Below are 13,115 nucleotides of genomic sequence, written 5' to 3' on the forward strand. Positions count from 1 at the left end.
ACTTTGCGTCTCTGATTTTTCAGTCGGTGGTCAGGCAGCGCTCGTCCGGCTGCCGTCGACGTCGAACGGGAAGAGTTCCTCCGGCGTCATCAGCCGCGGCAGAATGCCTTGCACATGCAGCTCCCCGGCGAAATCGGCGATCATCTTGCGGTTGGCGGCAAAGCCGCTCGCATCCCACCCTTCGGGCAGCTCGGTTGCCGATTTTAAGAGCTCGTCGAGCATGAAGGGCGTGGTGTCCGCATATTTGCGCCGCTTGCTGAGCCACATGCGTTGCGATTCATCGATAAGAGCGCTCAGTTCGCCCATAACCCAGGGATGCTCGGCGACGAGCTCGGCCTTCAAGCCGATCAGGTGCATGCCGGGTACATAGCCCACATCGGCAAAATAGCGATGCTCGGCAGCGCGGAAATCCGGCAGCAGCTGGCGGAAGCCGGAATTGCCGGCGAAATAGCCGTCCGGCATGAAGGGCGTGAAGATCGCGTCTAGCTCGCCGTCCCTCAGGAGCTCCACCATCGGCCTTTCGCCGGGTGCTGCTTCGATGCGGCCGGGGCGGCCGAAGCCGTCGAGGCGATCGGTGATCGGATGGGCTTCGGTCAGCCGGCCGGCATACCACATGGCATCTTCGACGCCGACGCCTTCGCGCCGTAGTGCTGCCCGAGTCCAGGTATTGCCGGAGTCGCGCCAGCCGGTGACGCCGATGCGCTTGCCGGCGAGCTCGGCAAAGCTTGTGATCGGGCTTTCCTTGGTGGTGATGACGCAGCGATGGCGGAAGCCGCGCATGATGAAATTCGGGATGCCGACCACGCTCTCATCGCCGTCGATGCGCATCTGCGTGTAGCGGCTGAAGGACGTTTCCGCCGCGTCATAGGCGTCGCTCTTGCCGACATGCGAGATCAGCGTGCCGACCCGGTCCACCCTAATGGCGAGTTTTGGGGAAGAGACATCGCCCAGGACCAGAGGGGTCATATAGTCCCAGTCACGCAGGGCAAGGCGGAGAGTAAGCGGCATGAAATTCACTCGCGGGAAAACTTGTTTTCTCAACGAGTAAATGTTCAATATAGGTCGATCAAATGTTATTACGTTATTGAACATTAAAAATGGTGCGAAAATGAGCGAAGCTCGGGATGCGAATTGGTTTGCCTCGAAATTGAGCGATCGGACCATTCGCGGCATTGCGCTCGAGACGAGCGCACTCATCCGAGCCGGTGCCCTGCCTGTTGGCACCAAGCTGCCGCCGCTCCGCGACCTGGCCTTTGCCCTTGGTGTGAGCCCGGCAACCCTATCGGAAGCCTGGAGCGAACTCAGACGCCAGAAGATCATCAGCGGGCGCGGCCGGAATGGCACCTGGGTCAGCGGCGACCGCTTTGTCGCCCAGCCGGCACGGCTGGCAAGCGTTGGTGATTATGGCTCCGGCGCCCTCAATCTGACTGCCGCCGTTCCCGATGTGCAACTGCTGCCGAAGCTGGAGGCCGCGATGGCCTATGGCGCCTCGGCTGAAAATCTCAACAGCTACGAGCGCAGCCGCATCCTGCCGGAGCTTGAGCGCGAAGTCAGGAAGACATGGCCCTATGAGCCGGAGGCGTTCCTGGCAACCAATGGCGGCTATAATGCCGTCTACACCCTGATCAACGCTCTTGTCATGCCGGGTGCCGCCGTTGCGATCGAGGACCCGACGGGAATGCGGCTTCTCGATATTCTTGAGGATCGGGGCGCCCGCATCATTCCGGTGAAATGTGATGAAGAGGGTCCGCTGCCGTCTTCACTGGAGGAAGCGCTGAAATATCGCCCGGTCGCCTTCATCTTTCAGCCGCGCATCCATTCGGTCACGGGCCAGAGCGTGAGCCCTGCACGTATGATAGGGATCGCGGAGATCCTTCGCGACAAGGATACGTTGATCGTCGAAGACGATGGTGTCGCCGACATCTCGATCTCGCCTCGCCATTCCATGGGGCATCTCTTTCCCGATCGGGTCATCCATATTCTGTCATTTTCGAAAACGCATGGGCCGGATCTGCGCCTTGCCGTCTTGTCGAGCTCGCGCGCTATTATCGATCAGATCCAATCCTATCGCAGCTTCAGCTCCGGCTGGACCAGCCGCATTCTGCAGGCGGCGGCTGCCTGGCTGCTGCGCGATCCGGCAACGGCATCATGCCTCGATCATGCCCGCAGGACCTATCGGGAACGTCGCGCAGGCCTCATCGATGCGCTTCGCGAGCGCGGCGTCGATGCGTGGCATGGAGAAGGATTATGTGCCTGGGTGCCGGTCTCGTCGGAGCCCTTCGCAATGGTGACGCTTGCCGCCCGGGGCATTGCAGTGCATCCCGGTGCCAAGTTCTCGATCCTGCCCAGCAGCCACTTGCGGGTCGCGACCGCCAAACTCTTGGAGCGGCGCGAATATGTTGCGGATGCCATCGCACTTGCCGCCGTTCATACGTGAAGGGTGGAGCTATTGGCTTGAAGTTGCGCCCAGGCTTTTAGGCGTGTCCCTCCAAGAGGAAGTGTACCTGACAAGGATAGTCGCTAGCTTGGCTGAGATGAGCGAAATGACCGAAATTGCCACGAGATAGATCGCAATGTAGACGGGCTGCGGCAAGTGGATATTGCGCATCAGATGCCCGTAGATCTCGGTAAAGCCGCGATGGCACATGTAGATCGGGTAGGAGAGATAGCCGAGAAAGATTCCAAGCCGCTGCAGCCTCTCCGGCAGTTCGAGCATGGTGCCGGCAAGGACGATGAGCGGCGAGATCAGAATGCAGAAGACAAGCGCATATTTCAGCGAATAGCTGGGCAAAAACAGCAAGATCAAGATCGTGGCGATGGGCAGCAGGGCGGCATAGCTGTTCATGGTCCAGCCAAGCGCAGTGTTGCTTCGAAGCCGATAGATGATCATTCCGAGCGTGAAGGAAAAGAAGACGCGGGCAAAGCCGCCGTCCACGGAGTGCCATTCCCAACCGAGGTCGAGCGATTTGTGGAAGAGGACCGAACCGATCAGCAGGGCGAGAGATGCGGCCGCGATAAGGATCAGACTCCGCGTCCTTAGCCTGAACAGTATGAGCGCAAATACGAGGTTCGCGAGTAGTTCCCAAAAAAGCGACCATGCCGGGCCATTCAGCGGATAAAGCGCCAAGATGTCTCCGGCCGACCGCGTCAGAAAGCTTGGAGAAGGCAGCATGAAGACGGTGGTCAGGATGCTTGCAGCAAGATCGGCCCGCCCGACGCCTGCCGCCTGCCAATGCAGCAGCAATTGCACGAGGCCGTAGACGCTGCCGATCAGGAAGAGCGGATAGAGACGCGCGTATCGTGCCTTCATGAAGGCCAGCACCGTCATGCCGCCGGCGAGCTTTTCACCATAGGCCCTGGCGATGACGAAGCCGCTGAGCACGAAGAAGAAATCGACGGCGATATAGGCCGAAGGCGCATAGGGCCTGTCGAGGTGATAGACGACAACGGCGAAGGCCGCCAGGCCGCGCATCGCATCCAGGGCGGCATATCTGTGTCTCGTTGCATTAGCCGGCATTGATCGGAACCTCATTGGGGGAAAAGGTTACGCCTAAGCTATCCGGCGGCGCGCACGCCGAAAAATTCATTTCTCAAATTTTTATCAAGCGGACGCACCCGCGAAAGATTGCCCAGGAACTGGCGGGGACTTGTCAGCACCGACCGGTTCAGGAAATGAGTCCTGATGAGATTGGAGGACTTGCTGTGGGCGCCGGCATGGCCGACCCGATAGATCGCGCCGCGGAAAGGCAGCGAGCCGAGCGGCGCGCCGGCGTCTGCAAGCAGCTTGCCGATGCGCACATGGCTGCCGAGCATGGATTTGATGTAATCGATCTCGGCATCCTCGAAAGTCGCCGGCAGGCGATAGAGATCGGAGCGGATGATCAGCGATGTCCCGCAAAAATTGGCGAAGTCGTTATGATGCATAAGCAGCCTGCCGCCTTCGTTCCAGAGATAGCCGCGGTCGATCTTCCAGCCGTTGGCATCGGGATTTCTGGCGGCGAAATCGACGATATTGGCACTGACGAAATCATCGTCGTCGACGATCATGAAGAAGCGGGTATCGCGCGCTGAAAGCATGCCGCTCAAGACGCGGCGGCCCTTGTCCAGCCGGAACGCATCGTAAACCTTTTCGCGATCGGCACCGTCGATGTCATGCAGCTGGTTCGGCGGGAAGGTCACACGTTCCGCCGTAAAATTCGGCGGCAGATCCGGCAGATCGGCGCCTTCATTGGCGACGACTACGCCTCGCCAGTTTTTGTTGGACTGCCCGGCGATCGATGCGATCGTTTGCGACAGGCGTCGCTTGAGCGCCGGCCAATCATTGGAATTGGCCTGATGGCGAACGGGAATGATGAACGTGACCAGTGTCATGAGGCGCCTTTCCGACTTGGTATTCTATCGCGGGATCGAATGAGCCTTGTTTCCGTCCTTATTCGCGATGACGGCTACTATGCCTTCGCGCGACGGCCTTGCAGCGTCGTCCGCACGAGGAAGAGAACCCTTTCCCTGCATAAGAGAAGGATGAGGGCCGAATAGGCGAGGCCACCGACCAGGACTTCGCAGACAAGGCGTTCCGCGAGAGGCCGGTCGATCAACGCCGACGAGATTGCCAAGACGGCGACAAGCATGCCGAGATAAGCAGCGATGGGTCTCAGGAACTGGCCGAAATATTCCAGAATGCTGAGGCCGATCAATCGCGACACCATCCACAGCGTCACCGGCCAAAGCAGCAGCACGCCGACCATGAGCCCGAAGACGACGGTCGTCACCCCATATTGGTGAAGAACGAGTACAGTGAGGATCGAGACGATGTTGCGCACCAGCTGATAGTAGAACCACCAGTCGGATCTGCCCTGACTGGTGATCAAGGAGGCCTGGATGATGCCGATGCCGGCCATCAGGCCGATGACGCAGAAGAAGCGAACCGGCCAGACGGCGGCCGCCCAGTGCGGCCCGAAGATCAGCGGAATGGCATCGTCGGCGACCGCGGCAAGCCCCATGAACGCCGGGAAAGACACCAGCGAGCAGCCGAAGGTCGCCATGAGGAAGGCTTCGCGCACCTTCTCCCGATCATGCTGCAGTGAGGAGAGCAGCACGTGGCTGACCGAATTCAGCCCGCCCGCCACGACATTGTTGAGCATCTCGTAGAGCCGCCGCGCGAAATTATAGATACCGAGAGCGGCCGGGTTTACCAGCGTTCCGATAATCAGCTGGTCGAGATTCATGGTCTGGAGGAAGCGGTTGCCCGAGGCGAAGATGCCGTAATGCAGCAGTTCGCGCAGGCTCGAGAGCTTTACCCTGAAGCCAGGCAGCCATTTCGCGCCCCAGAACGCGGCGATGCAGGCGGCCGCTGGTGCTGCGATCTGGGCAATCGCAAGCGCCCACAGGCCGAAACCGGCGAAAACCAGCGAGAGACAGATGATCGCCGAAACAGAGGTGGCGATCGCGGTGCGGGCCGCAGCAAGATGAAAGGACATCGTGCGGCCGATCAAGGCATTGGGCACGATGATCATCATATCGAAGAAGATTTTCAGGCCGATAATCAGCAGCAGTTTGACGATATCGTCATGTCCTACCCAATGGGCGAGAAACGGCGAAAGCAGAAACAGCGCGGCATAGAGGATCGCCGCGGAGACGAAGGATAGCCAAAAGACCGTATCGAGATGGCTGCGCCGAATGGATTTCTGCTGGATCAGTGCCTCGCCGAAGGCCGTCGGGCCGAAGCCGGAGGCGAAACTGACGATGGCGAAGGCGAGCGCTACCAGGCCGAAATCCTGCGGCAGAAGGAAACGGGAGGTGACGACGAAGACAAGGCTGTTGAGTGCCGTCGGGATAAGCGTATCCAGCGCCGACCAGAAGGCGCCCCTCAATGCGGCCCGTGACCGGTTTTCGCTTAAGTGTTCAAAGACGACTTCATCCGCTTCGGACGCCAGCAATCGCATACCTCGCCGTTTTAGATCTGCAGCGGATGCCGGAGATCCGGCGCCCGCCATTGCCGCTTCGCCATCATTCGATGGAGCAGGACGGCGTGTTGGATGCTTGATCTAGGCCAGCCCCTCGATTTGTCTAGGGAGAATTGTTGCATTGCAACATTGCGTTGCTGAAAGTGATTTCGCGATCAAGGCAAACGCGAATTTTATCTCTTCAGAGCGGCGAAAAGCGCCGCATTCACTGCGCGACCGAGCGGACCCTTGGCTCGTCCCATTCGATTTCGGGAGCAGCATCGGCTTCATCCTGAGGCTCGTTCATCTCGTAAAGATAGCCTTCGAGCATGTCGCAGGCGCGTTCGCTGGCGCCGATCTTGGCTTCCGTTTCGCTGATCGCGGTGGCGATCGCCTTGATGCGGGCGCGCAGCATGTGTCCGACCACGTCCTTGCCGGGGCGCTTGCCGAGCCGATCGAGATGAAGGCCGATGCGATTGGAGTGTCGCTCGAGCTCGCTCTTGCTGAAATTCGCCTTGCGAATTTCTTCCAGAAGGCTCGCCCGCATCTTGGCGACCGGATCGAATGTGCCGGGTTCCCGCTCGTCCAGCACTATCTCGGTAATCAGCTTTTCGATGGCGACCAGCGCCTGCAAGTCGACGGCATCGGTCAGTTCGACGTCATAGCCGGTATCGTCGAACACCTTGCGGCGAACGGGATCGAGAAGAAGCTCGTAGGCCTTCTGCAGCTGCGCGAAAGCGTCGGTATCGCCGCCGGAATCCGGATGGGCTGCCTTCGCGCGCTTGCGATAAGCCGCCTTGATTTGCTCTTCGCCCGCATCGCGCGCAACGCCGAGAATATCGTATGGATCAGTCACTCCAACTCCTGCCGCCGCTTATTCCTGTTTTAAGGCCTGGCCGCTGATATCGCCCGCGCGGTTTAAACGTCCCGCCCGGCCGTTTCAATCGGCTCCGGCGCTATTTGTACCATCACAAAGGCAGAGTTTGGGCAAAAAGAGTCCTATGTCAAAGGCGAGCAGCCTCTTCTGTGGAAATTCAACATCTCAAATCGTTCGGTCGAGCGTGACTGCTTGAGCCGGCAGAGTTGACAATGGTCAGTCTTGCGGGACGTCAGGGTCTTTGGGTGACGTAACGGCAATCGGCCCGCTTCGTTGACGGAAGCGGGCCGATCATTCACCGCCTCAGCTTTTTAAGCCGCCGAAAAAGGCACGGCGACGAAGGTCTTGTTGCCGTCGCGCTCGATCAGAAGCAGCACGGATTTGCGGCCATCCTTGCCGGCCTTGGCGACGGCCGTCTGCACCTCATGGGCGTTATGCACCGGCTGGTCGTTGACCGAAACGATGATGTCACCGGTCTGGATGCCGGCCGCAGCGGCGGGCTTGTCCGGATTGACACTGGCAACAACGGCGCCTTCGACACCATGCGGCAGATTCAGCTGCTCACGTACATCGGGTGTGAGGTTGGCAAGGCCGACGCCGATGCTTGGCTGGTTGGACGGCTGCACCTTGCCGTCGCCCGCGTCGTTGGCAGCCTGCTTGCCGTCGTCATTGCCGCCGATGGTGACATTGACGTCCATGCTCTTGCCGTCGCGCCACAGTGTGACTGAACGCTTGTCGCCGGGGGAGAGATCGGCGACCAGCCGCGACAGATCCTTCGGCGTCTTGACGGCCTCGTTGCCGACGGCGGTAACGATGTCGCCGCTCTTGATGCCGGCGCGTGAGGCTGGCGTATCGTCGTTGACGCTGGCAACGAGCGCACCCTGGGTCTGCGAGAGGCCCATGGCATTGGCGATATCCGAGGTCACCGGCTGTATGGCGACGCCGAGATAGCCGTGATCGATCGAGCCGTTCTTCTCGAGCTTTGCGACGATCGCCTTGGCCTCGTCGGAGGGAATGGCAAAGCCGACGCCGACGCTGCCGCCATTCGGCGAGTAAATAGCGGTGTTGATGCCGACGACATTGCCTTCGCGGTCGACCAGCGGCCCGCCGGAATTGCCGTGGTTGATGGGGGCATCGATCTGGATGAAATCGTCATAGGGGCCGCTGTGCAGGTCGCGGCCGCGGGCCGAGACGATGCCGGCGGTAACGGTCGTGCCGATACCGAAGGGGTTGCCGATCGCCAGAATCTGGTCGCCAAGCTTCAGCTTGTCGGAATCACCCCAGGCGATGGTGGCGAGCGGCTTCGGCGCGTTGATCTTCAGGACGGCAAGATCGGATTTGGCATCGGCTCCCAAAAGCTTGGCAGGCAGCTCGGTGCCGTCATCGAGCGTCACCTTGATGTCGACGGCGTTCTGAATGACGTGGTTGTTGGTGACGATGACGCCGTCCGGGCTGATGATAAAGCCGGAGCCGAGCGCCATGGCGCGCTGGTTCTGTTGCTGGCGCGGCATCTGCTTCGGGAACGGGACGCCCTGATTTTCGAAGAATTGCCGAAACTGCTCGTCCATCGGCGAATTGCTTTCGGCGCTGGTGTCGGTCGCCTTCATGGTGGTGGTGACGGTGACGACGGCCGGTTTGTCGGCGTCGACGATCGGAGCGAAGGAGCCGCCGGGCGCGATGATGCCGGCCGGCTCTGCCGCCGAGGCGAGGGTTGCGGATGTGCTGAAGGCAAAAGGCAATGCGCCTGCGCCGACGATGATAGCGGCACCGACGATGGCGGCTGTGCGATGTTTGCGGAGAAGAGAAGGCATGGCAAAAGTCCCTTGCGAGATCGTTGACGGTTTGGCGGCCCGTCCATATCGGGGATGGGCTGCGATTGGTCCGCGTCAATTTTGCGAGCGACTTTGTTTCCCGTTTTTACTACGGGAAGCAAAGTATAGATTTGAATTGGCGCTTGGTGTTAATATGATCCGCCAATTAACTTTTACAAATTAAATATTGATCATGTTTTTATTGCAAAATTTTAAGATATTACATGAATTTAATGTTGGACGGCCGGAAATTTTCCATATTTAAAGCTGCGCTGCCGGCCAACGCTTGAGGGCCTCTGTTCCAAGCTCCGTCAGTGCGTAGATGCCGCGGTCGATGCGCTCGAACCAGCCATAGACATTATCCCTTAGAATTTGTGGGGCCTTCGGCGCCGCCTCGCGCATATCCTTCGGGCGCTGCACGCCGTTTTCGATAGCGGCGGCGCAGGCAAGGGCCTGTTGGCGGTAGGCGGTCATGATCGGCTTGCGGGTGCTGCCGCCGAGTGCCGGGTCACCCTTGCGCCGGCGATGTTCGTCGACAAGGCGTGATCTGCGCCGTGCGTTCTTGCGCGGCATCGGCGCGATGGGGCTGATGACGATATCCACGACGTCGCTGTCCGATACGGCGAGCATGCCGAAGCCCAGCCTGCGGCACAAGTCGCGGAACCGGCGATCGCCTTCCCGGCCCTTGCCCTTCTTCGAGACGCGGGCGGCGATCCAAACTTCATCGCTGGCAGCTGCGCGATCCACCGCCTGCAGGATGAGTTCGAGATTGAAGGTCATCTTCAGTTCGCAGATGACCACGACCGGCGGCTCGTCATCAGTCAGTCCAACAAGGTCGCAGCCGCCGATTTCGCCTTTCACCGCATAGCCGGCGGCTTCGAGAAATGACTTGATGGGGAGATAGAGCGCCGTTTCCAAATCCGCCTCCGGGCTTTGCATGTCCGGACAAGGTTAGCCGATTCGGTTAACCAGACGGTCGATAAAGGTGCGAAGCGGCTCTTGCTGTAAAGGCGAATATTGCAGGCGTGTGAAAGGGCCGATGACCAGGCCCCTCTCACGTGTAGCTTACGCCTTGAAATCCAGCTTGACGTCGCAGGCGCCGATCGAAGCCGGCAACAACGGCTTGCGGATGCGCTGCCCGAATTGCCGCTTGAAACCGAAGATATTGCCGATGAGGCTCTTGGTATAGAGGCCGGGGCCGCTCGAATAGATGCGCCAGCCGCCATCGACGGCGATATCGCCGGCCTTGACGCGCGTCCATTCCGCGGAAGCCTGATAGCGGTCGTCGAAGGCCGCATCGCTGCTGCTGAAATAGGTATTGCGCTGGCGCAGCGACGCATGTTCCACGCGCCCACTGACCGCGATCGGATTGGCGAGCGCGAGTGCCGCCCACACGGCCTCCGCATCGTCGTCGAGCGCCAAGGCTTCGCAGTAGCGCAGATGCGCATGCACATACATGAGCCCGATCTCGCGGCCGAAGAAGGAGGAGGATTCGGCACGCCGGAAGAGCTTCTCTGGGCCGCCGGAATAGGTTGCCGGTTTTTCCATCAGCCGCACGCCGTCCGGGAACAGCAGGTTCTCGCGGATGATCTTCATATGGGCATGGCGCTGATCGGGCGTGAACAGGCCGCCGATCATCGGCTGCGTCATCGCGATCAGCGAATAATGCAGGCCCGTGCGCGTATCCTCTGGATGCAGAAGCAATTCGACGCCGTCATGGCTCGGATCGAAGACCCCGTAGCCGGCAACGATGCCGTCACGCATCAGGAGCCGGTTGAAATCGGCGCGCATGGCGACCGCAGTCGCTTGCAGCGACTGCGCTTCCTCGTTGCGGCTGGCGAGTGTCAGGATATTGGCATAGCGCACCAGCTGTTCATACAGAAGTGAAACGGTCCAGCTGCTGACCATCCAGTCGCGCAGATGCGGATCGGCCGGCTGCAGGCTGTCGTTCCAGTCGCCCTCGCCATAGCGGATGAGGCTCGTGCCCGGCACGAAGCGGCTGCGTACGGTGTCCAGCAGTTTTTCGATGTGATCGGAGATCGTCGCGCGTTCCGACGTCAGCTGTATGGTGTCGTCGGCACGCCACGGCACGGTTTCTGCAAGGAAAGCGATGTCGCCGGTCGCTTCGATATAATCGCAGAGCGCCTTCAGCGGCCAGACGACGATATCGCCGTGAGCCTCGCCGGCGCGGATATTGGCATAAGGCTCGAGCATGAACCATTGCGGCCAGTCGCCGCGATCGCGATACTGCTCGGAAAAGAGCGTCAAAAGGATCTGCCGGACTTCTTCGTCATGCTCGTAGGCGAGCAGAAACTCGATCGGCCCTTGGCAGACGTCGCGCGTTCCCCAGGCTGCCCCCGTATATTGTTCGAGCCCGTGCGGCACGCTCAAATGCACGATGGCGTCATGCGCGATCCAGGGCAGCATGATCGCCTGTGCCGCCACATCGCGGCCGTCGCCCTCGATGAGGGCGCCCCGCGTCACATGACTCCAGAAGCGTTGCGCGGGTGCGAGCATCTCTTCGCTTTCGACACCTGCGCTGTAGCGCGCGGCAAGGGCTTCCGCCGCATCCGGGTCGGTCATCGAGCCCGTGACGGCAAAGCGTAGTGCCTTCGTCGCGCGCGATTTCAGGGCGATGAACGGGCCGTTGCGGGTGGTGCCATCGGTATAAAGCAGCTCATCGCCGCCAACGGTTTCGAAGGCATCCGGCGTCGACGTGACGAGGTGATAGCCGGCCTTCGGATACCGATCCCAGAGCCAGGATGGCTGCGGCCGGAAGGAGATGCGCTTGGCGGCCGCGTCGACTGCGATGTTTGCCACGGCTTCATAGTCGCGCTCGCCAAGAACGATATGGCCGAAGACGAGGAAACGGCAGGCTTCACCCTCGACGGAGACGCTCCATTGCATGGCCGGATCGTCGCCGGAGGCGATTGCCGAAACGATGATGGTGCGATCGGGGAGCTTGTAGATCCACTTGGTATCGCTGAGCCCCATTTCGAAGGCAGCGGGCACGCCGAGCAGGCGCCAGCCGTCGCCAAGGTCGACGAGAATGCGCAGGCCGCTCGACCGCGTCAGATTGTAGGGATCGCGCGAGACCGAGAACAGCTTGTGGAAGGAGGTGTTCCCTATGGTCAGCTGTGCGGCGAAGATGCCCTGCATCCAGCAGGTGGCGGCCAGCGTCTGGTCGTCGAGCAGCATATTCTGGCCGCTGCGAACGATGGCGCCCTGGCGGCGAGCCACCAGGCGTTCTTTTTCCTGGAGCACGATGTGCCTGTTGTGCGCCCCATCCGATACGAAGAAGGAGATCAGCTTTCCATCGGCGTGCTCCTCCAGCATCCGCTTTGGATAAAGCGCCTCAACAGCGGCCTGATCCAGGTTGTCGCTTTCGACAAGAGGGGCATCCTGCACGAGACTGCGTGCCGATTGAGCGGCAGCAATCGTATCGATCGCCAATTCCCCCTGAAGTTTCGGCAGGCTATCGAGATGGGCAAGGTCGGCATCGCTGGAAGCGGCCGGATGATCGGCGATGAAGAGGCCGAAGAAGGTCGTCGCGGCGGCGCCACCTGCCGGGAGCGAAAGCGGCTTCGACTGAATTGTCGGGCAGGCGACCTCATGCTGGCGGCGCGTGCTCGGCAGGCTGGCGCCGAAATCCGGCACCATGACGCCATCATTGCTCTTGGAGGGCACGAGCAGCTGGATTGCATCTGTCGCGTAAGCCGCGGCACCCTCAAGGCAGCCTTGCGCAAGCCACGGATTTCGCCCGCCGCCCTGCTTAAGGTTTTGTCGATTCATGATGACAGGACCGAAGGCGGAATGGGTGGCGATGTGATGGTCGATATATTGTGAGGCATAGGCCTCGCTGTTCATCAGGAAGCCGCGATCACCGAGGCCGATATCCTGAACGAGAATGAGATCGGCCGAAAGCGTCGCGTTGGTGCTGTTTTCCAGCGAAATTTGCCAGAACCATGCGGTCTGGCTCGGATGCAGCCGGAGGCTGACGGTGTGTCGTACGCCTTCCGTTTCGCCGCTCCAGGAAAAGCCGCCCTTGCCATGGCCGAACTCTACCGTAGCTTTCGGGCCGACGATTTCGGCCGTCTCCGGTTTAGGCCCGCCGATGCGCAGATAGAGCCGGCCAATGCCGCCATAGACAGCCGATCCGAGCACCTGATTGATCATGACGCCGCCTTGCTGGTCGGCAAAGTCGATCGAAAACAGTGTGCCGTTCGGCAGCGCCGAAGCCGAAAGACCGGCGGTATTGCCGAGCGTGATAAGGCCAAGTTCTTCGCGGCGGGGCGTTTGAAAGCTGCGATTGGTGTCCGAGGACATAAGCGTGATCTCGCTGATTCATGGATCGGATGATGGGCACTAGATCACAAGGCGGCGCCCGATCATAGGAGGCAATTCGCCATTCACCAGCGCAATCTTTTGTGACGGCTTACGGAAAATATAGGCCTCGATCCGGCGAAATGCGCCGGATCTTTTCTG

General features: G+C 60.3%; 9 protein-coding genes. 1 reads left to right on the forward strand and 8 read right to left on the reverse strand.

Annotation, left to right across the window (positions count from 1 at the left end; genetic code table 11):
• Positions 1–30: 30 nt before the first annotated feature.
• Positions 31–1,008: an ABC transporter substrate-binding protein gene (locus tag I8E17_RS20890; RefSeq protein ID WP_069610394.1), complete on the reverse strand. Its 978-nt coding sequence runs from the start codon at positions 1,006–1,008 to the stop codon at positions 31–33.
• Positions 1,009–1,108: 100 nt separating this feature from the next.
• Here I8E17_RS20890 and I8E17_RS20895 point away from each other — a divergent pair, with 100 nt between their 5' ends.
• Entirely contained in the window at positions 1,109–2,437 is a 1,329-nt protein-coding gene (locus tag I8E17_RS20895) for a PLP-dependent aminotransferase family protein (RefSeq protein ID WP_069610395.1), read from the forward strand.
• Positions 2,438–2,446: 9 nt separating this feature from the next.
• On the opposite strand, the gene I8E17_RS20900 is transcribed toward I8E17_RS20895, so the two are convergent.
• The 7 genes from I8E17_RS20900 to I8E17_RS20930 form a co-directional block, all read right to left on the reverse strand.
• Entirely contained in the window at positions 2,447–3,517 is a 1,071-nt protein-coding gene (locus I8E17_RS20900; protein WP_069610396.1) for an acyltransferase, read from the reverse strand.
• Positions 3,518–3,555: 38 nt separating this feature from the next.
• Positions 3,556–4,371 carry a galactosyl transferase gene (locus tag I8E17_RS20905; protein ID WP_069610397.1) on the reverse strand — a complete coding sequence of 272 codons (816 nt, stop codon included), beginning with the start codon at positions 4,369–4,371 and terminating at the stop codon, positions 3,556–3,558.
• 77 nt (positions 4,372–4,448) lie between these two features.
• On the reverse strand, positions 4,449–5,942 hold the full coding sequence (locus tag I8E17_RS20910; protein ID WP_069610398.1) for a lipopolysaccharide biosynthesis protein: 1,494 nt from the start codon (positions 5,940–5,942) through the stop codon (positions 4,449–4,451).
• Between the two features lie 226 nt (positions 5,943–6,168).
• Positions 6,169–6,798, reverse strand: coding sequence for a DnaJ domain-containing protein (locus I8E17_RS20915; RefSeq protein WP_069610399.1), 630 nt, complete (start codon positions 6,796–6,798; stop codon positions 6,169–6,171).
• Between the two features lie 332 nt (positions 6,799–7,130).
• A complete protein-coding gene (locus I8E17_RS20920; protein WP_069610400.1) occupies positions 7,131–8,630 on the reverse strand; it encodes a DegQ family serine endoprotease in 1,500 nt (499 codons plus the stop codon).
• Positions 8,631–8,891: 261 nt separating this feature from the next.
• Positions 8,892–9,548: a DUF2161 family putative PD-(D/E)XK-type phosphodiesterase gene (locus tag I8E17_RS20925; protein ID WP_069610479.1), complete on the reverse strand. Its 657-nt coding sequence runs from the start codon at positions 9,546–9,548 to the stop codon at positions 8,892–8,894.
• A 147-nt stretch (positions 9,549–9,695) separates the two neighbouring features.
• Positions 9,696–12,956, reverse strand: coding sequence for a cellobiose phosphorylase (locus I8E17_RS20930; protein ID WP_219511628.1), 3,261 nt, complete (start codon positions 12,954–12,956; stop codon positions 9,696–9,698).
• Positions 12,957–13,115 lie beyond the last annotated feature (159 nt).

Origin of the sequence: Rhizobium sp. AB2/73 (genome assembly GCF_020871915.1) — a bacterium.
Taxonomy (GTDB): Bacteria; Pseudomonadota; Alphaproteobacteria; order Rhizobiales; family Rhizobiaceae; genus Rhizobium; species Rhizobium dioscoreae.

What these genes read in the sequence shown, in the direction of transcription:
- I8E17_RS20890 (WP_069610394.1), bottom strand. Translation starts at nt 1,008, where the DNA reads ATGCCGCTTACTCTCCGCCTTGCCCTGCGTGACTGGGACTATATGACC.
- I8E17_RS20895 (WP_069610395.1), top strand. Translation starts at nt 1,109, where the DNA reads ATGAGCGAAGCTCGGGATGCGAATTGGTTTGCCTCGAAATTGAGCGAT.
- I8E17_RS20900 (WP_069610396.1), bottom strand. Translation starts at nt 3,517, where the DNA reads ATGCCGGCTAATGCAACGAGACACAGATATGCCGCCCTGGATGCGATG.
- I8E17_RS20905 (WP_069610397.1), bottom strand. Translation starts at nt 4,371, where the DNA reads ATGACACTGGTCACGTTCATCATTCCCGTTCGCCATCAGGCCAATTCC.
- I8E17_RS20910 (WP_069610398.1), bottom strand. Translation starts at nt 5,942, where the DNA reads ATGCGATTGCTGGCGTCCGAAGCGGATGAAGTCGTCTTTGAACACTTA.
- I8E17_RS20920 (WP_069610400.1), bottom strand. Translation starts at nt 8,630, where the DNA reads ATGCCTTCTCTTCTCCGCAAACATCGCACAGCCGCCATCGTCGGTGCC.
- I8E17_RS20930 (WP_219511628.1), bottom strand. Translation starts at nt 12,956, where the DNA reads ATGTCCTCGGACACCAATCGCAGCTTTCAAACGCCCCGCCGCGAAGAA.